This is a genomic window from Bradyrhizobium huanghuaihaiense (assembly GCF_007830635.1).
Lineage (GTDB): Bacteria > Pseudomonadota > Alphaproteobacteria > Rhizobiales > Xanthobacteraceae > Bradyrhizobium > Bradyrhizobium huanghuaihaiense.
The window spans coordinates 1-21,838 of sequence record NZ_VLLA01000043.1 but is presented as its reverse complement, the minus strand read 5'-3'; the positions used below and the strand labels follow the sequence as shown (position 1 = coordinate 21,838).

At 60.0% G+C, this 21,838-nt stretch carries 24 protein-coding genes and 1 pseudogene; 11 read left to right on the top strand and 14 right to left on the bottom strand.

Features of this window, described 5'->3' with window-relative positions:
- Positions 1 to 8: 8 nt before the first annotated feature.
- Genes IQ16_RS47045 through IQ16_RS41280 form a run of 4 tightly spaced genes read right to left on the bottom strand, consistent with a single transcriptional unit; the run spans position 9 to position 2,802 of the window.
- Entirely contained in the window at positions 9 to 452 is a 444-nt protein-coding gene (locus tag IQ16_RS47045) for a hypothetical protein (protein WP_026312617.1), read from the bottom strand.
- A gap of 44 nt (positions 453 to 496) precedes the next feature.
- Entirely contained in the window at positions 497 to 1,495 is a 999-nt protein-coding gene (locus tag IQ16_RS47040; RefSeq protein ID WP_244636057.1) for a DEAD/DEAH box helicase, read from the bottom strand.
- Between the two features lie 51 nt (positions 1,496 to 1,546).
- Entirely contained in the window at positions 1,547 to 1,927 is a 381-nt protein-coding gene (locus IQ16_RS47035; RefSeq protein WP_011084976.1) for a hypothetical protein, read from the bottom strand.
- Positions 1,924 to 2,802 carry a HamA C-terminal domain-containing protein gene (locus IQ16_RS41280; RefSeq protein WP_225895011.1) on the bottom strand — a complete coding sequence of 293 codons (879 nt, stop codon included), beginning with the start codon at positions 2,800 to 2,802 and terminating at the stop codon, positions 1,924 to 1,926. Before IQ16_RS41280 ends, IQ16_RS47035 begins: the two co-directional genes overlap by 4 nt.
- 938 nt (positions 2,803 to 3,740) lie before the next feature.
- Here IQ16_RS41280 and IQ16_RS41275 point away from each other — a divergent pair.
- Positions 3,741 to 6,038 (top strand): P-loop ATPase, Sll1717 family, encoded by a 2,298-nt coding sequence (locus IQ16_RS41275; protein WP_038967860.1) that lies wholly within the window; start codon positions 3,741 to 3,743, stop codon positions 6,036 to 6,038.
- A 4-nt stretch (positions 6,039 to 6,042) separates the two neighbouring features.
- Here IQ16_RS41275 and IQ16_RS41270 read toward each other — a convergent pair whose 3' ends face one another.
- From IQ16_RS41270 to IQ16_RS41235, 8 genes are all read right to left on the bottom strand, one after another.
- A complete protein-coding gene (locus tag IQ16_RS41270) occupies positions 6,043 to 7,179 on the bottom strand; it encodes a tyrosine-type recombinase/integrase (RefSeq protein WP_369525143.1) in 1,137 nt (378 codons plus the stop codon).
- Positions 7,095 to 7,421, bottom strand: coding sequence for a helix-turn-helix domain-containing protein (locus IQ16_RS47735; protein ID WP_108914089.1), 327 nt, complete (start codon positions 7,419 to 7,421; stop codon positions 7,095 to 7,097). Before IQ16_RS47735 ends, IQ16_RS41270 begins: the two co-directional genes overlap by 85 nt.
- Before the next feature lie 115 nt (positions 7,422 to 7,536).
- Entirely contained in the window at positions 7,537 to 7,746 is a 210-nt protein-coding gene (locus tag IQ16_RS41260) for a hypothetical protein (RefSeq protein ID WP_038967862.1), read from the bottom strand.
- Positions 7,733 to 8,227, bottom strand: a complete 495-nt coding sequence (locus IQ16_RS41255) for a hypothetical protein (protein WP_038967863.1) — start codon at positions 8,225 to 8,227, stop codon at positions 7,733 to 7,735. The genes IQ16_RS41260 and IQ16_RS41255 overlap by 14 nt, the downstream gene beginning before the upstream one ends.
- The gene (locus IQ16_RS41250) at positions 8,220 to 9,374 is read right to left on the bottom strand and encodes a beta clamp domain-containing protein (RefSeq protein ID WP_038967864.1); all 1,155 of its coding nucleotides are present in this window, start codon (positions 9,372 to 9,374) and stop codon (positions 8,220 to 8,222) included. Before IQ16_RS41250 ends, IQ16_RS41255 begins: the two co-directional genes overlap by 8 nt.
- Entirely contained in the window at positions 9,371 to 9,652 is a 282-nt protein-coding gene (locus tag IQ16_RS41245) for a hypothetical protein (protein WP_038967865.1), read from the bottom strand. Before IQ16_RS41245 ends, IQ16_RS41250 begins: the two co-directional genes overlap by 4 nt.
- A complete protein-coding gene (locus IQ16_RS41240; RefSeq protein ID WP_038967866.1) occupies positions 9,642 to 10,049 on the bottom strand; it encodes a DUF7768 domain-containing protein in 408 nt (135 codons plus the stop codon). The genes IQ16_RS41245 and IQ16_RS41240 overlap by 11 nt, the downstream gene beginning before the upstream one ends.
- A gap of 100 nt (positions 10,050 to 10,149) precedes the next feature.
- Entirely contained in the window at positions 10,150 to 10,848 is a 699-nt protein-coding gene (locus tag IQ16_RS41235) for an XRE family transcriptional regulator (protein WP_244442003.1), read from the bottom strand.
- 240 nt (positions 10,849 to 11,088) lie between these two features.
- On the opposite strand from IQ16_RS41235, the gene IQ16_RS41230 reads away from it, so the two are divergent.
- The 10 genes from IQ16_RS41230 (at position 11,089) to IQ16_RS41185 (ending at position 20,096) form a co-directional block, all read left to right on the top strand.
- A complete protein-coding gene (locus tag IQ16_RS41230) occupies positions 11,089 to 11,487 on the top strand; it encodes a helix-turn-helix domain-containing protein (protein ID WP_244442004.1) in 399 nt (132 codons plus the stop codon).
- Positions 11,488 to 11,499: 12 nt separating this feature from the next.
- Positions 11,500 to 12,282, top strand: coding sequence for an ATP-binding protein (locus IQ16_RS41225; protein WP_038967868.1), 783 nt, complete (start codon positions 11,500 to 11,502; stop codon positions 12,280 to 12,282).
- 32 nt (positions 12,283 to 12,314) lie between these two features.
- Positions 12,315 to 12,902 carry a DUF669 domain-containing protein gene (locus tag IQ16_RS41220; protein WP_038967869.1) on the top strand — a complete coding sequence of 196 codons (588 nt, stop codon included), beginning with the start codon at positions 12,315 to 12,317 and terminating at the stop codon, positions 12,900 to 12,902.
- Positions 12,903 to 13,009: 107 nt separating this feature from the next.
- The gene (locus tag IQ16_RS41215; RefSeq protein WP_038967870.1) at positions 13,010 to 14,122 is read left to right on the top strand and encodes a hypothetical protein; all 1,113 of its coding nucleotides are present in this window, start codon (positions 13,010 to 13,012) and stop codon (positions 14,120 to 14,122) included.
- 5 nt (positions 14,123 to 14,127) lie between these two features.
- On the top strand, positions 14,128 to 14,385 hold the full coding sequence (locus IQ16_RS41210) for a hypothetical protein (RefSeq protein WP_038967871.1): 258 nt from the start codon (positions 14,128 to 14,130) through the stop codon (positions 14,383 to 14,385).
- The gene (locus tag IQ16_RS41205; RefSeq protein ID WP_038967872.1) at positions 14,382 to 15,017 is read left to right on the top strand and encodes an MT-A70 family methyltransferase; all 636 of its coding nucleotides are present in this window, start codon (positions 14,382 to 14,384) and stop codon (positions 15,015 to 15,017) included. Before IQ16_RS41210 ends, IQ16_RS41205 begins: the two co-directional genes overlap by 4 nt.
- A complete protein-coding gene (locus tag IQ16_RS41200) occupies positions 15,017 to 16,963 on the top strand; it encodes a DEAD/DEAH box helicase (protein WP_038967873.1) in 1,947 nt (648 codons plus the stop codon). The genes IQ16_RS41205 and IQ16_RS41200 overlap by 1 nt, the downstream gene beginning before the upstream one ends.
- A gap of 12 nt (positions 16,964 to 16,975) precedes the next feature.
- Positions 16,976 to 17,239 carry a hypothetical protein gene (locus IQ16_RS41195; protein ID WP_038967874.1) on the top strand — a complete coding sequence of 88 codons (264 nt, stop codon included), beginning with the start codon at positions 16,976 to 16,978 and terminating at the stop codon, positions 17,237 to 17,239.
- On the top strand, positions 17,226 to 17,576 hold the full coding sequence (locus IQ16_RS41190) for a DUF6511 domain-containing protein (protein WP_038967875.1): 351 nt from the start codon (positions 17,226 to 17,228) through the stop codon (positions 17,574 to 17,576). Before IQ16_RS41195 ends, IQ16_RS41190 begins: the two co-directional genes overlap by 14 nt.
- A gap of 12 nt (positions 17,577 to 17,588) precedes the next feature.
- A complete protein-coding gene (locus IQ16_RS41185) occupies positions 17,589 to 20,096 on the top strand; it encodes a bifunctional DNA primase/polymerase (protein ID WP_038967876.1) in 2,508 nt (835 codons plus the stop codon).
- Between the two features lie 169 nt (positions 20,097 to 20,265).
- Here IQ16_RS41185 and IQ16_RS41180 read toward each other — a convergent pair whose 3' ends face one another.
- Positions 20,266 to 21,099 (bottom strand): host specificity protein, encoded by an 834-nt coding sequence (locus IQ16_RS41180; protein ID WP_244442005.1) that lies wholly within the window; start codon positions 21,097 to 21,099, stop codon positions 20,266 to 20,268.
- Between the two features lie 495 nt (positions 21,100 to 21,594).
- Positions 21,595 to 21,838: pseudogene (locus IQ16_RS41175) on the bottom strand (IS630 family transposase); the annotation flags it as partial.

The window sequence follows — 21,838 nt, the reverse complement described above, 5'->3', positions numbered from 1 at the left end:
CATTCCAATCAAGCGGTAGAATTGCTGTCCACGTCGTCGAGCGGCAGAAGCCGCTCGCGTAGCTCGCGGACGATGATGACCGGGAAATCCATGGCTTCGAGCTGACCTTCGCGTTCGGTGACCCACGCCACGCATTCCTCCTTACTGAGATCGGTCTTCTCGTACAAGGCAACCGCGCTCATGCGGGAGAGACCGAGTTCCATGAGTGAGAGGAGGGTCCTCGACGAAATACCAAACTCAAGTTGTGTGCCGATGTCCAAGCCGTGATCAATCAGGTCCTCACGGTTGATCTGGCGGAGATGCATGTGCAGGACATCCATGTAGGCGGACAGATACTTCGGCGCCTTGAATCGCGCGACTTGCTCGACCAGCTCCATCGTGTTGCGGATCTGCACCGGAAGGCTGTAGGTCCTACCGGTGGTACGGTGCCACTCGATGTTCCCGCGGATCATCTCGGCCAACCTCAAGGACTCGGGCGCCTATCTGCTCACCACATTCATGCGGCTCGGGTCCATTTCGGCGGCCAGTCTCTCGAAGCGCCACGATGCCGCGTCGATGGCATATTGCCGAAGTGGAACGCGACCCCGCGTTCAACGAGCGGTGCAAGGCGGAAGTTGGGGCGTACGCCCTTCCGGGCGAGGTCGGCGAGCTGTGCAAGCTCCGGATCGATTGAGCCAGGCTGAGGCAGGAGCTGGCTAACCAGATCGGCGACATCCTCCGACTCTCCGGCGCCGTTCGTGTAGACGAGCGTTCCGCCTCTCTGGCCCGCCGCTGCGGCGATGAAGGCGAGGCGCTTCCTAAGTCCCGCTGGCGTGCTTGCGAGCTGGAGCGTTCCGACTGGAAGTGTCGAACCCTGCTGTCGGACGGTCAGGTTCCAGAGCTTCGGCTTGCGTGGGGTTTGGTTCGCGACGATCAGGTTCTGGAGAACGGTGGGAGCGTCGCTGTCGACGGCGACAGTCTGCACACCGTCGGGCGCGTCCGTTAGCAATGCCTCCGGGTTCTGTGTCGCGGGGCTGATGAATACGACCTTCAGCTTCGAGTTCGCACGGCTAGCCCGCTCTACGGCGTCCTGCAAGATCACGCCGCGTTGGCTGTCCTCGATTTTGTGCGCCTCGTCCACGATAAGCAGGTCAATTGAGAACGCGTCGCCGAGCACGTTGGCGAGAAGGTGCAGCCGCTCCTGCGTGGAGACTAGAATTACTTGCGCGCCTCCAGCGCGCGCCGCTTCGTACTTGTCACGGAGGGGAAGGGACGACACCTCGATGCGCTTGGTCTTGCCGAGAAGACCTTGGAGAGTGGTCTCGATCTCCGAAACTAACACGCGGGTAGGGGCGAGGTAGACTGCGACCCGGGTGTCACCCGCGCTTAGTTGGTCGATCAACCACTGAAGGACGAGAAACGTCTTCCCGGAGGCAGTGGGGGCGGACGCCGAGAGCCAACTTTCTCCGCCCGCATTGGCCAGAAGCGTTGCTGAAAATCGTTCACCTGCAGCCAAGCGCCGCTCGATTCCACCAGGATGGAACGGTCCATCTCGCGCCGCTGGGATTCAAGGCGCAGCGCCACACCTAGCCGTCCGGTCGAGACCGGCCGTCAGTAGGTGGCGATCGTTGGCTAGCGTGATGGCCCGGTAATTGGAGAGCTTGCCCAACAGGACAGCGCCCGCGTCCTTGAGTGCTTGATCGTCCGTCAGAGAGATCGCCGCAGTTGCGATCCGGAGCGCGGCCTCCTGGTCGATCCGTTGATCGGACCGCGCCAATATGCTGCCGGCGAGCAGCAGCCTTGGCCAATCGATCGCCACGGCAGAGGGGGCGGCGGGTTCGGGCACTAGGTTGTCAAGTTCGGTGCGCACGGTGAGTCGAATGATCGCATCGAGATCGTCGCGAATTCCTTCCTGAAGAAGCCACGACTGGAGACCGACTAGGCTCATTCCGTCTTAATCCCCATCGCTCTGAGAAATGCGGCGCGGAAGCCGTCGGCCGACGGCAGCGGGATGCAAAACAGCTCGATTTCCATCTGGTCGAGCTTCTCCGACTTGAGCCGCTCGCCGATCCTTTTGCTCCAAACGGCCAGTTCCGCGCGTGAGGCCTCAACGATCTCCTCCGCGATCGCCTTTACGTCATCTTTCGGATAGAACGGCGCGTCGAAGCCCACCAGGGCCACGCCGCAGTATTGGACCCGCTTGGACATCACCGACGACTTGTCAAAATACTTCTTCAGCGCGTCGGTGAGCGTCGCATCACTGAGGTCGGCCTTGTCGCTCAGGAGCACCAGATCGCGTTCCCTGTCGGTTTCCTCGTGTTCTGGTTCAATGAGGAAGGGAGCGAGTGAGGCGAGGCAGTCGCGGATCGCGGCTCCCGCGTCCTTGTAGATTTTGGATTCACCCCAGTAGAGCTTCGGGATGCCTTCCGGCATCACGCCAGCGTACACCCCATCGGCTCCATGGTAGTGTAGGCGCGTGTCTGTCTTGAGATCCATCTTGCACAGAATCTGAGGCAGCTTGAGGAAGCGCTCGGCCAATAAGAACAGCAGCATCTCGCCGCCCTCTCCGGTCTTCGCCAAATCGGTGAACGACCGCTTGGCGCGCTCGACGAGTTCGGCGACCGCCTCGGTGCTATTGTACTTGGCGTCGCGCGCTTTCGCTGCAGCGAGCTTCGAGCGCGGTATCGCATAGTCGACTACGGCGTTCCGCATGAACTCCGCCAGCCGGTGCGGCTGGACGCGGCCGTTTCCATCCACTGTGAGGCAATGACAGTGGATCTTGACCGAATGACCCTCGATGAGGACGTCGCGCTCCACCAACATGAGGTGAACGTCGAGTGCTTCCGGATTCCCTGTCAGCGCGGACGTGAGATCAGTCGCGGTGATGGTCGACAGACGGCCTACCCCCTTGTTCGTACGCCCGTCTGCCCCCAGACGAGTCAACCCATAATTGTAACCACCTAGACCTCCGCAGTCCATGTTCGGCGGGAATTGCCATCGAATCCGCGATGATCGCGAGCGGCGCTTTCATGCGCTGCGGACTAGACCAAAGCCTTCACGCGCGTCGTCGCTGTTGCTCGCAAGTCTAGAGCAGCATCGCATGCTCTTTACGAAAACATGCTCGGCAATAACGCGCCTGCCGTCTGCTCTTGGATGGTTGGCTTCTCGGAAACGACTGACCAAGGTAGGAGCCGATGTGCCCCTATTGTGCCCCCGCTTTTTTGGGGCACATTACAGGGGAAGCCAGCGACTAAATCATTGAATTCAGGTTTGAAATGGTGGGCGCACAAGGGATCGAACCTTGGACCTCTCCCGTGTGAAGGCTGCGGGCCATTCCTATTTTGCAAGAAAAATCAAAGAGTTGTTTGCCTAACCCAGCGGCGCGCACGGCTTATACACGTAGTAGACGGCCGTGCCGTAGGCGGTTATACGAATCGAGCCGGAAGTCTCAAGGCGCCAGCGTATGGCTGCCGAACTACAATCAGGTAATTAATCGGGGGCGTCGTGTGACGCCAAAAGAGTAAGCGCGCCAAAAGCGCGCTTACGACATCTCAATGAAGCGAAAATTGACAAGGCTTCAATGGGTTACATCTTGTTGCTCCTGGGGACCCGTTGACAGAGCCCGCGCACGGCCTCTTGGCTAATTTTCTAATGCAGCAATATCGCCGCCTTGGCAAGGCTGAAATTTCGTCAACACAGCCGGTTGAAAATAGGCAAACCAATCGCGCAAATGTATATGTACGGATCAAAGAGGTCCGTTCATGACCAAAATATTCGTAGCATACCCTGCGCTGCCTGCCGATATCGGACAAACAATCGAAGCGACAAAACGCGCCTTCGGGAAAGCAGTCGATATCACAACTTGGAAGAGAGATGATCTTTCTGGACAGCCAGTAATTGCACCTATTCTTGAAGCGATCAGCGACGCCGACATTGTCGTAGGCGATATCACGGACCTCAATTTCAACGTTGTCTACGAGCTCGGCTATGGGATCGGGCTCGGCAAGCGCGCTTTGCCGATCATTAGTCGTGCCTTCGCTCACAGCCAGCAAGAGGCGCAAGAGGTCGGCATTTTCGACACTCTGCTCTACGAGCAGTACGCGACAGCCAACGACCTGCTTGGCCTACTTAATGTTGCCCAACCAGGCAGAAGGTTCGCGACCGACTATCCGCTGGACCCTTTGCCGCTCTATATTGTTCTCCCGCCGGTGTTGACAGACGACGCTAACCAACTTGTGACTCGCGCAAGACGAGCGGGGTTAAGGCCGCGCACTTACGATCAATTCGACCAGGCGCGTTTGTCGGCGACCGATGCAGTTAGAGCAGTTGCGATTTCCAGCGGTGTCGTGCTGCAACTACTCGCGCCTGAAATGAAGGGGGCAAAGGAGCACAATCTTCGAACCGCATTTGTCGCGGGCATCTCACACGCGCTTGGCAAACCAACCTTACTTCTGAAGAAGGGAAACTGGCCGGTCCCGCTCGACGTCCGTGACGATACGGTCAGCTACCACACTGAAGCTCAACTTGCGACGGCTTTCACCGAGTTTGCCGCGAAGGTACACGAGGTAAGATACGCGGGTGCGCTTCCTGCACCCGGTCCTAAAAACCCGCTGGCAACACTGAACTTTGGCGATCCAGCCGCTGAAAACGAAGAAGACGCGCTGGACGATTATTTTCTCGAACGCGACGAGTTCCGGCAGGTGCTTGATGGCCGGGCAAAAATTGTTGTCGGGCGCAAGGGATCAGGAAAGACAGCAATATTTTACCAGGTTCGAAACCGCCTGAAGGACGCGAGATCAAACGTAATCATCGACCTGAGTCCTGAAGCTTATCAGCTAAAAAAATTGAAGGACCTCGTCCTGCGCTGGCTGGCTGCGGGCAGCAAGGAGTTTCTGCTATCCGCCTTCTGGGAGTACGTGCTGCTGCTCGAAATTTGCGGTAAGCTGCTGGAAAAAGACGAGGATGTTCACAAGCGCAACCACAAGCTCTTCGAGCCATACCAACGCCTGATGAAGTTTTACCGTGAAGAAACGTCTACGGCAGGAATCAGTTTTTCGGACCGTCTTTTGCGCCTGATTGATCGACTGTCCGAGCGTTACGCTCACACGTTTAAGGATCGGGAAGGCGTAGATCTTAGTGACGATCAGCTCACCAATCTTCTCTATCAAAGCAGCCTTGGTAAACTGCGAGAACAGGTGGCTGCGTATACGTCCAACAAGGGATTGGTTTTTATTCTCTTCGACAACATCGACAAGGGCTGGAACGCGACAGGACTGGAAGAAGCCGATGTCGTGATTATTCGAACCCTAATCGAAGCCGCTCGCAAACTTGGCAACGATTTCCGTCGTCAAGGGATTGAGTTCTCAAGCTCAGTTTTTCTGCGGAACGATGTGTACGAAGCGCTGCTGTCCCACACGTCTGATCGCGGGAAGGAAACCGTCGTGCTGGTCGATTGGACCAATCCGCAGCTGTTGGCGCAACTTGTGAGGAGACGTATCGCGCACAGTCACCGAAACGTTGATGCTGGCCAAATTTGGCACTCCCTTTGCGTTCCAATGGTCGACGGGCAGAACTCACTCGAATTTCTCATCGCGCACTCTATGATGAGGCCACGCTATCTGATCCGACTGCTGAACTATTGCCGAGGAAACGCCATCAATTTTGACCGCCACCGGATCGACGAGCAGGACATCAAAGAAGGTTTATCAACGTACTCGACCGAAACGATCAAAGAGATCGGTCTGGAAATCAGAGACGTATTACCCGATGCCGGGAACGTCCTGTACGCATTTCTGGGAGAGCCGCGCGAGATGTCTCGCTCGCAGGTCCTGTCATTGATAGAAAAGTATGTCAGCAAGACAGTTCCGGCCGAAGCCATTTTCACGATGTTGCTTTGGCACGGTGTGCTTGGCCTCCGGCGCAATGCTAACCAAGTGACTTATATCCACGATGTCAACTATGACATCTTACGACTCAAGGGCTTGATTCAGAAGTCGGCAGACGACGACCCCGTGATCTGCATTGCGCCCGCCCTATGGGCCGGGCTGGAAATTACATAAACAACTATGCTGCTCGACGGGCTCGCCACTCTTCAAAAGCGCGCGTTCCTGCGTCGCGTTCAGCCTTACTTAGCATTTTCGCCCTGCGGGCGGTCAGCGTGACCGGCGTCTTCATCCAATCGGCATTGAGCCAATCCGGGAAGGTCGGCAGCGTGTTGATGGCCTCGATCAGCTTCGGTTGCGGCACACTGGTATAAAGGCGGCTCATGTCGTCGGCTGCGTGCCCCATGATCTGATCCTTGATGTGCGGATGCACCCCGTTGACGACTAGCTGCGTCGAGACCGAGTGCCGGGCGGTGTACGGGGCCACGTCGAAGACATGGGTCCGTAGCCGGGCGGCGGCGATAGCCTTCTTCATCTGGCCGCCGTTGTCGTCATAGACGGTGAAGGGAGCGCCTTCCCATGTGCGGACCAACTTACCGGGCCGGTTCTCGACCATGTCGGCCAGCAAGGGAACGATGGCCTCATGGATCGGGACGCCGCGCGGCTCGCCGATCTTGGACTTCGGGATCGTGATCCAACGGCCGGGGACGTTGACCTGGGAGGTCTCCATAACGAATAGTTCGATGGGGCGCAGTCCGGTGTAAAATAGGATCGTCATGATGATCTGGTTGGCGACGCCGAGCCCCTGCACGAAGCGCCAGCCCGTGGCGTAATCGACCGGATAGGAGCCGACGCGCTTCGCCTTGATCGAGACGACGTTCGTCCCCTTCGGCTTCTTCGCGCGCACCCATAACTTCGGTGTAGCCCACTCGGCGCGGCAGGCGTTGCGCCAGATCGCAATGAACGGTGTCCATAGCTGCCGGTTGATCGTGTCATATTGGCAGTTGGGATAGAGCGTCGCCGCGATCTTGTTCATCCGGTCTTGGGTGATGTCCTTCAGAAGGACGCCGTCCAATTCTTTCATGAGGCCAGACCACTGGCGTGTGTCTTCGTCGAACGTCCCTAAGAAGCGAGGCGAGCCGCCGTTATCGAGATACGACTCGACGGCCTCATGGAATGTCACCACGGCCTGCTTGCCGTGGACGATCTCCGTGAGCAGCCTGCCTTCGCGTTTTATGCGGAGAGCTTCGGCCGTTTTCTTGTCAGTCGTTTTTGTAGACTCGTGGACCTCTTGCCCTTTGTCGTCCGTCCCCCGGATGATCCAGTTCGATTTGCCGGGGGTTCGTTGCCAGAGATAGAGTCGCATGATGATTTCATTCCACGCCAGATAGTCATGATGTCCGCTTCCTCGAAGCGATATTCGCGACCGACGCGAGCCGCGTCGGGAAGATGTGTCGCCACCAAACCGTAAAGCGTCTTGCGCGACACGCGGAGACGGACCATCACTTCGGCGGTGGTCGAAATGGTGCCCAGCGGCACATTGTCGTTCGCTGCTTTCATATTGCGATTTCGGCTTCTCGACGGATGATCCGGTTTTAAACCGGACCGAGAGCGGTTGCAAGGAGATGGGGAAGAGCCCGAAATCACTAGCTTTTTCGGGCTCGACGTGTGGCGATTAGCTGTCGGCGATTTCGACCTCTACCCGGCGGGAGACCTCGCGCACGCCCGCGATCACGGCGTCGATCCGCATGTTGATCTCGAAGGCCCGGAAGCGGGCGTCGAGAAGAGCAAGCGCGACCGAGTCGACGTTCGGCTTCGCGTTGCGCGAGCGGGCGGCCTCGACCATGCGCTGGGTGGTGATGTCGTTGATGTCAGTGAGCGACATGGGTTTGGACTTCCTGCAAGAGCGAGTGTTGATCAGGGTGGATGGTCGGCCGTTCTTTCCGCTCCGCCTTGAAACGCACCGGCCGGATCGCGGTCGGGTCGCGCAGGAAGGGGAAGCGTTCGTGGATGCCGGTGACGATCTCGATCAGAGCCGTCACCGTCTGCGGCATGGTCAGGCCGAGCTTGTCGGCGATGGGCTGAAGCTCCGCGCGGACTTGCTCGGGCAGAACCTTCGCGCGCGGCACCGCGACGAAGTCCCACCCGAGGAAGCCGAGCACCGCTTCGAGAGACTCGAGCCCCGGCTTGTTCTTGCGCCGCCACGCCTTGATCGAAGCGCGGCGGACGCCAGAACCTTCCTCGGTCTCGTCATAGGTGACGCGGAGCCGCGCCATCTCTGCGAAGACGAGCTTCACATGAGGGCCGACGCGGTCGGGCATCGTCACCGTGCGCCGATTGGCACGGTCGCGGGTCCGGCTACTCATGCTTCGGACCGGACGCGAGATCGGTCGCGATGTTCATCATGGCGATGACGCCGGTCAGATGTTCGTCATCCGCCTGGAACATGATGCGACGATTGCGGTGGTCGGGGTGGAGCGCGATGCTGCTCGCACGGAACGAGTTCAGCATCGTCTTCATGAACATGCCGTTGATGCCGAACGCGGCGATGTCGCCGTTGATCGTCGCCTCGACCACGTCAACGCTGCCGCCGGTCTGGCTGCCGACCGCGATCACGAAACCATCTTCCGAACCGGCGCACTGCAAGCGATGGCCCAATTCCTTCGACGCGAAGGTTTCGAGCAGGGCGACCGTGCTGGCGCACGATGCGCGACTCACGACAACGCTCTCGGCCGCCGGGTTCGAGACGAGCGGCAGATAGTTCGGATAGGTGCCTACCAACAGCGAAGAGCAGAAGCGAGTCGTGTCGGTGTAGAAGAAGATCGAGTTGGCGTTGACGATTACGTTCACAACGTCGGCGCTGCGATAGAGGCGCAGCACGGCGTTGACGGTCTCCGCTGACAAAATCACGCCGGGGCGGTTGTCGTTCATCGGCATGTCGTCGGCACCGTCCGGCGCAGGGACGGTCGCCTTGAACAGGATCGTTCCGGTGGTGCCAACGGCAGCGAGCCGCTTGCCGTCGTCGGCAACGTGAAGGAAGACGCCCTGCATGGGCGAGTTGAGCACGGTCGAAAGAGCCTGGGCGGTGTGGCCGAACAGCCGGACGAGATCGGAGCCTTCGAGCGCGAACTGTGCGCCGTCCATAGCGTAGTCGCGAGCAGGCCAGTCTTCAGCGGCGAGCGTCGGGAAGGTGGTGCGCGAGCGGCCCGCCTTGGCGATCAGTTCGTACTTTGCCGTGTCCATGGTGAAGGTGACATCGACACCTTTCGGCAGACGATCCACGACTGCCTTCAGCTTGGTCGCATCGACGGTCGTCGCGCCGTTGGCCTCGACCTCGCATGCGCCCGTCGCCTCGACCATCATCTCGAAGTCGGTCGTGGCGATGGAGATCGTGCCATCTTGCACAATGATGCGCGCGTTGTTCGCGATCACAGCGGGCGAGTTCTTCGGTGCGCTGGATACGCCGCGCGTTACGATGTCGGCGAGAGTGTCACGATTGATCTTGAACTTCACAGAAGGCTCCCTTGCTTGGTCGTGTGAAAGTGGCGCTCGCTGCCGACGTGCGCCTTGCACTCGTCAACGGACGGAAATTTCGGATGGGTGAAGAGACGGAGACGATGCAATGCGTCATCGTTCAGACCGGCGCGGATCACCACGTCGATCTCGTCACGGATCGCGACGGCATCGAGAGTTGCGAGATGGCGGCGAGCCACCATCGAATCGCCGACGCTCAACGCAGCGTGCGCGCGCAGAAGCGCGAGCTTGTCGGTCGGCGAGGGCTCACGCATCATTGGCGGGAGCCTTCGAGTGATCGACCGCTTCGTACAGGTTGAGCGGCAGCAAGTAGGGGTTGGGGAATTTCACCGAGCCGTCGAGCGCGCGGAGCTTGAAGGGACGCTTCTCTTCGAGCGCGCTCTTCAGCGCGTCTTGCATCCCGTTCGACCACCCCCGATCCGTGTAGAAGACGGAGTAGTGGGCGGCCTCGCGCCAAGCGAGACCAAGCGCGATCCCCAGCGCGCGCTCATCCGGCTTGGTGTCGTCGAGAACCTGAGTGAGCAGAAGGTGCGAAGCCTGGGCGCTCTCGCCGCGAAGCGCGCAATCCTTCAGGCAACGCCGCGCGTAGGCGACGTTGTCGTTGACCGCCCCAGCGTAGGGCGACTCCAAAACTACTAATTTGATGCTTTGCATGGTCCGTTGCCTCTCCCGAGTGGCAACGGACCATATGGACTCCTATCCGTTATGTCAACGGATGGTGACGGATGGCGACGGACAAATCAATCGGACTAAGTCAAACTAATTCACAAGAACCGATAATGCGCTCCAGCGCCTTCACCTGGGATCGGGGGATATCGATGTCGGCTTCCCCGTTGAGGCACCGCACTGTGATCTTGTCGGTGGAGATCGTGACGATCTGCCGAATCGCAACGCGGTCGTCCTTTTGGCGCACTAGCGCGAAGCCACCATGCACCACGGGCTTGTTTGGGCTCACAACGACAACTTCACCGATCCGGTAGCGCGGAGCCATGCAGTCGTCGGGAACAGTGATGGCGTAGGCATCGCCGTTCGAAGTTATCGACGAGGTCCATGCGGTCCGACGATCTGCTCTCAGAGCGAAGAAGCCGTCAGGATCGGTCAAGCCGATCTGGAACAATGGAATCGCTGCGGCGGGGAGAGGAGCTTCAGCCGCGACGGTTTCGCGCATTGGCAGCAGGTTGGAGGGTGGAAGGTTTCGGGGGCTGCTCTGAGTACCGAAGAAATAGTCGGCGTCGGCGTCCAAAACAGTTCCAAGCTTAGCAAGTGTCTCGCGCGTTGGATTTAGCGAACGTCCTGAAAGAATGTCGTTCGCGTATGTGAGTCCTAGCTTCGCTCGAACCGAAGCCTCTCTTCCCGATAGTCCGGCGGCCACCAGACGTTCCGCAATCCTCGCCTTGATGGTTTCGAGCGCCGGATGCGCTTTGGTGCGCTTCTCATCTGCTCGCGACTTCATTCCCAGCCCCCCACGCACTCTGCTGATCACCATTTCGATAGCCCCTTCTTCTCTAAACTAGCTGTCTCGGGATCGCTACTCGAAGACAAATGCCCTGTTACCAATGCCCGGCGACGGACCGTCCGATGAATTTTGTTATTCATCCGTTGCCATCCGTTGACGCCTCCGATTCCGTCCGTTACAGAAAGTTCAGCGGTTTCACGGAAAAGTTGCCAACTGATTCGGCTTAAAGCCGGATAGGTGACGGATGTCAAGCGGTATCGACGGATGGAATTTGTTAACGAAACGAAGGAAGCGCTGGTCGCGCGCGTCGGGGCGCTCGAACAGAGGTTCGTCGAACTGCGCAACTCTATGCGCGCATCCGCCGCTCTGCCCGCCAACTGGCGGTTGACCCCCAAGGAACGCGACCTGTTCCTGTCGCTGCTCGCGAACGACACCGTCACGAAAGAGATGGCGATGCTCGTTCTCTACGGCACCGAAGATCGCCCGGATCACAGCGTCGCGATGTTCATGTCGCGCATCCGGTCGAAGACCGAACCCCATTCCGTGAAGATCGAGACGATCAATCGCACCGGCTACCGGCTTGTTGACCGGCTGGTGTGGACGAAGACTTTGAAGCTCGACGCCGTCGAGCACTAACCGGGGAGCCACATGGCAATCTCACTGAAGGGCAGCGTCAAGAAGAAGTCGGCTGCCGAAGACCAACCGATCATTACGATCTATGGCGTGCCGAAGATCGGCAAATCGTCGCTGGCTGCGGAGTTTCCGCGTCCGGTGTTTATCCAGACGGCGGCTGGCGAAAGCGTCCCGGCGGGCATCGTCGCGGACACCATCGAAGTCCGCAGCTACAACGATCTGTGCGAGGCCATCGGCGCGCTCGTCAACGAAGAGCACAACTACGCCACGGCGATCTTCGACTCGACGACGGGCCTCGAAAACCTGATCCGCGCGGAAGCCTGCGCGCGCAACGGTTGGAAGACCATCGAAGAGCCCGGCTACGGCAAGGGCTACAAGATCGCGGCGACGATCTTCCTCGAATACATCGACGGCATCATGACGCTGCGCTCGCATCGGCAGATGGCCGTGGTGCAACTCGGTCACTGCGATATCAGCCGCTTCGAATCGCCGACGACCGATCCGTATTCGCGCTATCGCGTCAACCTGCACAAGGACGCCGCCGACATCATCGAAGCGAACAGCGACGTGATCGCGTTCCTCAACTTCAAGGCTTCGATCAAGAAGGTCGATGCGGGCTTCAACAAGCAGCTTACGCACGCTGAAGGCGGCGGCACTCGCTGGATGTTCCTCGAAGAGCGCCCCGGCTTCATCGCTGGCAACCGCTTCAGCATGCCCGCTGAGATGCAGTTCAAGAAGGGTGAAGGCTACGCGGCGCTCGCCAAGTACCTGCCTGCGCCCCTCGCTGAAGCCGCCTAATCACCACCAACACAACGCCATAGGAGATAAACATGGCACAACTGAACGTGAACCTCTCGGACGTGAATGAAAAGGATGCGGAAGGCGGTGGTGGTGTAATCATCCCGCGCGACCGCTACCTGCTCAACATCGTCGAGGGCGAGGTCAAGCGCAACTCGAAGAACACCGGTGATCTGTTCGAGTACAAGGCGGAAGTCGTCGAAGGCGAGTTCGCAGGCGTCAAGGTGTTCGGCAACATCAACGTCACGCATCAGAACATCACCGCGCAGAAGATCGGTCAGGCTCAGTTGGCCGCGCTCGCCGAAGCGACCGGCATCGGCAAGGCCAACCTGACCGACACCGACCAGCTTCTGTTCCAGCCGTTCTACGCCGATCTCGATGTCGAGACCTACAAGGGCCGCGACAACTCCGACAAGGAACGCATGGTCGTGAAAAAGTTCATCCATGCGGGCAACGCGAACGAGCCGCCGCCGAGCAAGGCCCCGGCCGCGAACGACAACGTGAAGGCCACCACCACGACCACCACCCAGGCGAACCCCTCGACCGCGCGCTCCACGCAGAACGGCGGGGCGGCTGCGTCCGGCGGCGGCCGTCAGATGCCTTGGCAGCGTACCGCCTAACGGCACGCTGGAACTAACGCCGGGGCTTCGGCCCCGGCACCTTCTTCCTCCCCCTCACAATCCAGTCTGCACAACGCGCTTCGGCGCGAACGATAGAGGCTTGTCTGATGGCACCGTTGCCGAGACCCCATAGCGCCACGACCGAAGCCATCTATGCCGCCTATGCGAAGGCGCGCAGCCAAGCTTGGGACTCTATCGGCATCTCGATCTCGCTGCTCGGTGAAGAGTGCGAGCGAGCGCTTTGGTACGCCTTCCGCTGGGCCTCGAAGCCCGAAGTGATTGACGGCCTGAAGGCCATCACGTTCGAGACCGGCGAGATCGAAGAGACGCGGCTGCTCCACGCGCTGCGCATGATCGGCTGCGAAGTGGACGATGTCGATGATCGCGGCAAGCAATACCGCGTGACGGCCGTGTCCGGCCACGTTCGCGGCAAGACGGACGGCAAGGTGCTCGGCCTGCCGGAAGCTCCCAAGACTTGGCACGTCGTCGAAGCCAAGTCGATGAAGGACACCTATTGGGACAAGGTGAAGAAGCTCGGCGTCCGCGAGGGCTACTTCGCGCATTGGGTGCAGTTGAACACCTATTGCCATCTCTTCGGCTTCGAGCGTGGCCTTTACATCTGCCGGAACAAGAACACCGGCGAAGTCATCAGCGAACGCATCGAGACGGACCACGCTGAAGCGATCCGGCTGCTCGCTCGCGCCGAGCGCATCATCAAGTACGCGAACCCGCCGCCGCGTCTGCACGACGATCCAAACGCGAAGATGGCCTTCAAGTGCCGGACGATGTGCAACCATCTCGCCAACTGCCATGAGCATTCGTTCGCTCGCCTGACCTGCCGGACCTGCATCCATGCCACGCCCGAGATGTTCGGCGATGCCGCGTGGTCCTGCGCCCGCTGGAATAACCCGCTCTCACTCGCCGAGCAGAAGCAAGCCTGTCCGGCTCATATCTTCCTGCCGTCGCTCGTCCCAGGCGAATTGATCGACGCGAGCGATGAAGAAGAGTGGGCGCTTTACACGCTGCATGACGGCCGCGAGTGGCGCGACGGCGTGAAGCCCGAGCCGCAGCGCAGCTATTGGCACCATCCCGAAAGCGGAAGCGTCTTCGCCACGCTCCCCGGCGAGCCCGATCCTCGCGACACCGAACCTCTCTGCGAAGAGATCACCTTCGCCGAGTTCATCCGCCTGACCGATCACTACACAGCGCAAGGGGAATAACGCGCATGTCCGCCTATCCGTTCAAGACCCGCTTCGTCGAGACGAAGCGCGGCCAGTGCATGTTCTTCCTGCCTGGGGAATCCGGCATGGAGGGCTTCGTCTGCGGCGCGCCCGCGACCGACGACAAGTCGTACTGCGACTGCCATCACAAGGCGACGCATCAGCCGCTCAAGAAGGGGAAGATCAGCTTCTTCGACCTGTCGGCATCCTCGCGCGATGACGACACCGACCATGAGCCCGATCTGACGGAGGTTCTGCAATGAACTTTCCGTTCGTCTACGCGGACCCGGCTTGGATGTTCGAGACGTGGAGCGAGGAAGGCAAAGAGCGCTCGCCTGAAGAGCACTATGACTGCATGCCGCTTGACGAGATCAAGGCGCTGCCGGTCCGAGAGATCGTGCCGGAAGACGCTGCGTGCGGCCTTTGGGTCATCGACACGATGATCGACGAAGGCATTAAGGTGCTCGCCGAGTGGGGCTTCACATACAAGACCGTCCTTTTCTACTACGTGAAGGTCGGTCGTGCTCTGCGCCCTCACATGGGCATGGGCTATTGGACTCGCGCCAACCCCGAGATTTGCCTGTTCGGCACGCGCGGCAAGCCGAAGCGCAACGGCAAGGGCGTTGAGCGCCTGATCCTCGATCTCGATCCGAATGATCGCACGATCCTCGCACCGCGCGGTGAGCGCTCGGCAAAGCCGCTCGAAGCCTACAACCGCATCGAACGCCTTCTCGATGGCCCGTACATCGAACTGTTCGCGCGTCACGCGCGCGCCGGTTGGAGCCAATGGGGCAACGAGGTCGGCAAGACCGGCGGTGTCCCGAACCTGTTTCATCTGCCCGGCCATCCGGCTCGCGCAGCCAACGACAATTCACTGTTTGGGGCTGCTCTCTGATGGCTTTCAAGCTTCGCTATTACCAGCGCGACTCAATCGACGCTGTCTATGACTATTGGGCCGAAAAGCCGGACGGAAACCCGCTCATCGTGATCCCCACCGGCGGCGGCAAGTCGCCGGTGCTCGGCACCATCACAGAAGAGATGATCGGGTTCGAGCCGCAGACGCGCATCGTCATGGCTACGCACGTCTCCGAATTGATCGAACAGAACTACGCCGAACTTATGGGGCTTTGGCCGTTCGCCCCGGCTGGCATTTTCTCGGCTGGCCTCGGCCGCAGAGAAGCGCACGCGCAGATAGTCTTTGGCGGCATCCAAACGATGTGGCGGCACGCTGCCCGCATCGGCCACGTTGACCTTCTGATTATCGACGAAGCGCACATGCTGCCGCCAGATGCGGAGACCATGTACGGCAAGTTCATCGCCGCTCTGAAGTTGATCAACCCGAAGATGTTGATCCTGGGCCTGACCGCGACGCCGTATCGGACCAACTCCGGCATGCTCACGGATGGCGACGACGCGATGTTCGACGCCATCGTTTACGAAATCTCGATCCGCGAGCTAATCGAAAAGGGCTTCCTTTGTCCGCTGGTCTCGAAGGCCACGGCCACCGCGAAGACGATGGTCGATTTGAGCAAGCTTCGCCGATCTGGCGGCGAGTTCACCGACAAGTCGCTCAAGGCGGTGTTCGATCAGGGCGAGATCACGAAGGCGGCAGTCGATGAAATCATTGGCTACGCGGCCAGCAACGAGAGGCCGCGAAGGTCATGGCTTCTGTTTTGTGCTGGCGTTGAGCACGCTTTCAATGTTCGCGATGCGATCCGCGAACGCGGCTATTCGTGTGAAACGATCCACGGGGGCATGGAGAAGGGTGATCGCAACCGGATTCTTGACGATCTCAAGTCTGGCAAACTCACGTCTGTCACGAACTTCGGTGTGCTCACGACCGGCACCAACATTAAGCGGCTCGACCTGATCGCGCTGTTGCGCGCGACGGATAGCACGCAGCTTTACGTCCAGATGTGCGGACGCGGAACGCGGCTCTTGGGCGACACTTACGAAGAGTCCATCCGCAACGGCAAAGAAGACTGCCTCGTTCTCGACTTCGGCGGCAACGTCCGGCGTCACGGCCCCATTGATCGCGTCACGATTCGTAAGCCGGGGAAGGGCGGCGGCGAGGCCCCGGTGAAGGAATGTCCGACGTGCCATTCGTTGATCTTCGCCGGTCTTAGCGAGTGCCCCGATTGCGGTCACAAGTTCGAGCGCGATGTCGAGAAGAACATCAAGCAGACCGCCGACGTGACGCCCATCATGTCAACGTCAAAACCCGATTGGGTGCCGGTGAAGCGGCGCACGTTCTATCGCCATGACAAGCCGGGGGGCACGCCTAGCATCCGCGTCGAGTATTTGTGCGGGACCGTTTCTCACAAGGAATGGATTTGCCCCGAGCACAAGGGCTTCGCTCGCGTCAAGTTCGAGAAGTGGTGGAAGCAACACACTGGCAAGGACAACGCGCCGTTCTCGATCCAAGAGACGTTCGAGCGCGCGAAGGAATGCCGTGAGACCGCCGAGATCATGATCAAGGCAAACGGCAAGCATTGGGAGATCGTCGCGCGCAAGCTGGGCGAGATCGCGCCGGAAGGTCAGACGCAGTCGTTCGTCGCGGCACCGCCTCCGAGCCGCGATGACATGATCGCTCGCAACTTCGAACTGAACGGGAAGCCGCAAGAGGCGGCGGCGTACCGCGCTGCCGTGGCGGCGAAGCTGAAGCCTTGGCAATCGACTCCCGTGGCGAACGACAACCATCGGGCCGTGATGCCTGGGCATCAGAAGCCGGTCGCGCAGATTCGCACCACGGCTCCGTGGAATGCGCAGATCACGCCGCCGCTGCCGCAGACCCGAGCGCCTTGGGACAACACCGATCTCGACGACGACATTCCGTTTTGAAGGGGGACGAACATGGGGAATTTCAATAGGGCGCTTCGGCGCAACGAGTCGTTCATCAAACTGAGCGCCTACCTGACGCAGCACGGCTACTCGTTCGAGCCGTCGATGGCGGGGAAGCATCCGTATGTTGTGGTGCAGCTAGGCGAGGGGAAGAGCGTCAAGTTCTTCTTCCCGTCGAGCGCCGGCGACTGCCGGTCTGCCGACAACTGCGTGTCGCAGATCAAGCGCGTGATCCGCCAACGTCTAGCGAGCAACGACAACAATGCGCGTGTTTGATCCCGAGCCCATTTGCTGCGGCGTCTGCCGCCGCGAAGCAACCGGCATTGGCTACGCCCCGAAGGGTGGCAGGCCGATCCTTTGGCTCTGCGAAGAGCTTGAATGTATCTCACTAGGAAAGGCCGTCTTCCACATGACGCCAAAGACTCTGACTGCGACCGAAACTATTGCTCTTCAAGACGCTGGCGCTGACGCTGGTGCCTACCTCGAACGCCTGGGCAAGTTCAACCTGTCCGAACTGAGCGAGAAAGAGTGGGGCAACTTCCTGACCACCATCCTCAATTCATACGGCGAGAACATGCGCAAGCGTGTCACCGCTGGCACTGCCCCGTTCTAAGGATTCACGCTGATGATCGCTTCGCCATTCACCCAGGCCGGACCGGGGCTCTTTGAGAACGGCTACAGCCCGATCCCGATTATGCCGAATAGCAAATTGCCCGGCACCTATGCCGACGATAGCTGGAAAGCAGCCAAGGGTTGGAACGACTACTGCACCACGCGGCCTAGCCAGTTGCAGATCAATTATTGGTCTAAGTGGCCGAACGCCGGTGTCGGCGTGGCCTGCGGCCTTGGCCTGATCTGCATCGACATCGACTTCGAGCCCGCGATGGACGCGCTGCTTGCGATGCTGCCGCAGTCAAACGTGCAGAAGAAGGGCCGCAAGGGCATCTCGCTCTTCTATCGCGGCAACACCGACGCCATTCGCTCGCGCAACTTCCGCACGCCTGACCGCGTCGGCCTTGTCGATCTTCTCGCTGAAGGCAAGCAGACCGTGTTGCCGCCCTCGATCCATCCTGACACCGGCGAGCCTTACTATTGGTGGACCGATGACACGCTGCTCGACGTGCGCCTCGACCAACTGACCGAGTTGCCCGACGACATCGCCGAGCGCATCGGCGAGGCGCTGAAGCCGTATGGCTATGATCCCCAGGCGGACCGGCGCTATGAGCCGCCGACCGATATCCCTGATGTCAGCCAGTGCCATTCGACGGACTTCTTCCGCAAGCTGAACGAAGACGCGCTCGCGAACCTGCATTCGTGGGTCGGCAAGCTGGCGCTGCCGAAGGGCCGGTGGCTCGGGTCCAAGTACCGCGCGGTCGCCCCTTGGCGTTCGTCCGGCTCGGGACGCCCCATGGCGAAGCGCCACCCGAACCTGTCGTTCGATCCGAGCGGCATTCAGGACTTCGGCACCATGGAGACCTTCACGCCCATCAACGTCGTCATGAAGGCGATGGAGCTTGGCGAGGCGCAGCGGGACGCGGCCGTGCAATGGCTGGGCGAGCAGCTTGGCTATAACTTCGGCGTCGAGATCGACCTGCGCTCGCGCCGGAAGGAAGCCGCGCTGATGGCGGAAGCCGCTCAACGTGACGCCGCCCGGATCGCTTCGCGCGAGAAGGCCATCCTTGAAGCTGCGCCGAGCATGGAGCCGGGCTCTTGGGTCGAGCGCCAGATGGCGGCGGGCATTACCCCGTGGGTCAAGACGAACCCGCAGCCCTATGAACTGGCGGCGCTCGCAACGATCACTGGCGTGCCCGCTACGGTGCCTGCGGAGCCCGCTGGCGAGGCCGCTGAAGATCCTTCTACGGATGCCGACCACAACGAAACGACGCCCACGATGGCGGAATTGGAGGCCCTGTGCCATCCGCCGGGATTGGTCGGGGGCATCATGGATTGGATCGCCGCGTCAACGTCGAGCCCGTCGCGTCCGCTCGCCCTGGGGCCTGCTCTGGGCTTCGTGGGGACGCTCGCTGGGCGGCATCACGCGGGACCGACCAATCTCCGCACCAACCTCTACATCGTCGCCCTGGCCCCCGCTGGCTACGGCAAGGACCATCCTCGCAAGGCACTGTCCCGGCTGGCCGTGGAAGCGGGCCTCGATCGCTATCTCGGGCCGGAAGGCTTCCTGTCCGACTCGGCGCTCCGCAAGACCATCGAGCACAACCCGTCGCAGTTGTCGCTCATGGACGAGTTCGGGGCCTTCATCGCGAAGATCATGGACCGGCGCGCCGGGACGCATCAGTCGAGCATTCGTCAGATGCTCATGCAGATGTTCACTTCGGCGGACTCGCTCTATAAGGGCACCGCGTCGGCGGCCGAAAGCGCCGTGCCGATCTATAACCCCAACTTCTCGATCTATGGCACGTCCACGCCTCACGACTTTTGGCCGTCCATGTCGGGCAAGGGCATCTCGGACGGTTTCCTGCCGCGCTGGCTCGTCCTCACGATCACCGGCGACCCGGCGGACGGCGTTGAGCCGAAGGCGTCGCTCGAACCGCCGACCAAGCTGATCGAGGATTGCCGGGCGATCATCACCCACAACGGGGCGGGCAACCTGGGCGACTCGTCGTCGCGTCCGATCCTGCGGCCTCGCGTGGCCGATTGGGGCGTCGGCGCGAAGGAACGGTGGATGGAACTGAGGTTGGCGTTCAAGCGGCGAGGGGAGGCGTGTTCGCCCGACCTGGCTGCTTTGTGGACCCGCACCATGGAAGTCGCCCTGCGCATCGCCCATATCGTCGCCATCGGCGTCGATCCTATCCGGCCCGTGCTAACGCGCGATCTGGTCGATTGGGCGGCGAAGCTGATGGAGCTTTCGACCCGGCACTGCATCGTCGAGGTCAGCGACCGGCTGGCCCTCAACGATAAGCAGGCCGAGTACCTGAAGGTCCGCCGCTGGATCAAGGAAGCCGGATCGGACGGCGTGACTAGCTCGACGCTGAAGAAGATGGTCAACGGCGAGTTCGACCTGCGCCGCCTGAACGACATCACCCAACAGCTTCTCGAGTCCAAGCAGATCGAGCAGCGGTTCGCCTCGACCAAGACCGGCGGTCGCCCCTCGCATCGGTGGTTCGCACTGTGATGGAGCGGAGTGCCTTTTTACTCTACTTTCTGAATAGGATAGGCAGGCGAATGGGGCGCACGCTGCTAACGTACGCCCCCCTCGTTTAGCGCTAGGACCTTCGCGGCGCCGCGTCCATTCACGAAACAGCCGCTATTTCCTGCCAAGGTCTCTCTTTATTGCGGCTGTTCTACTCCATGCGCATTCGTTCGAGGTACTGCGCCAAGAGGGATGACGGATCACCACCTGAAGAGGTCGTTTCGGCACTTTCGTCACTTGCTTCAGAAGCGGTGTCACTAGAAGCGGTGTCACTATCCTCGACCTTAGTAAGATACTTAGTAGGTTTGTCTACTCGCTGCCACTCGTTGCTCTCGTTCTTCGTCCACACTTCGGGATGCTGGTTAGGATCAAGCACCCAATTATTATCACCCATGTGGACAAAACCCATTTTGGTCAGGCGGGGTTCCATGCCCTCCATGCCAGGACGTGACAAGACCAAGGGATGGTCGCCGTCCTGTCGCAGTTGATGCTCCAGCAGAATATCGCCCGCGTTCTCGACCAACGGATGAGTAACCCGAAGCTCAACCACGGACGTGAACTGCTCGGTCGGCCCACCTGCTTTTAAAAGCCCGACAGTTTCGTCACCTAACTGATAGCTGTAGAATCGTCCTGGCTTGTTTGAATATTCGGGAGTGTTGAGGTAGGCTCCAGCAACCGCTCTTGTGCGCCAAGCCTTCTTGGACACGTGATCCGAGTACTCTTGTGGGTTACCGGCGATGTGCGTGATGTCGTCGCCGTCCAAAAATCTCCTCAGTCCGTTTTCGAAGGAGCGTTGATGATAGATCTCTATGATCGGCGGCTTGGAAGCCAGAGAGTATGGCGTCGTTGTCACCGACGACGACGTACCGGGCTCCATACCCGCAACTGTGTCCGCAAATCGGGGGCTCTCTCCCTCATCTCCAGATTCATCAACATGGCTGGCGCTTCCAGGCTGGCTGGACGATCCAATGATTCTACCATACATCAGATTCGCTCTCCTCTCGGCACAATTGCACGCTGGAGCTCGTGCCGCGCAAGCTCCGCGCGGAGGAGGATATACCGCTTGGCTGACCACAACCTGACGCATAGGCGGCCAATTTAGGCTCATTCCCAATCCTCAAGGGAGCAGTGCAAACAAATAAATAAAGAGTCCTCCGTGAAGAACGCGGACGAGCGATGATTTAAGCGATCTTTTGAGCCGGGACAGTTTCGGCGAAGGCCCGGATGATGGCACGTAAGAGTTCTGCGAGCCATCGCAGGAGCAGGCCGAAGTTGTAGCGGCCGAACTCGCTCTTCAAGTCGCTCCCGCAAAAACACGGCGAGCCAAAGCGCCTAAGCCGTACAATATCGCGCACGGTACGCTACTGCCGACCACCATGATGACCAGAGAGATCACGCCGCGCTCTTTAAGGCCAACGCCCGCAGCGCGTGGATTGACCAAGAAAAAAAGGACTGTCGCTGCCGCGCCTAGTACCCGGAATCAGAGCTGAGTGATACGGCGGCCTTTGAAACGGCGTTGACGGACCTTTTTCTTGGTCCAGACGAAGGGCTCGGCTCTGTCGTTGTATGCGTTGACGTAGGCATCGATGTGTTCCTGAAGCTGCTTGAGGCTCGTGAAGGAGGTGCCGCTGAGCGACTGCCCCTGCAAGATGGAAAACCATACTTCGACCTGATTGAGCCATGACGCACTTGTCGGCGTGAAATGAAATTGCACGTTGGGGTGG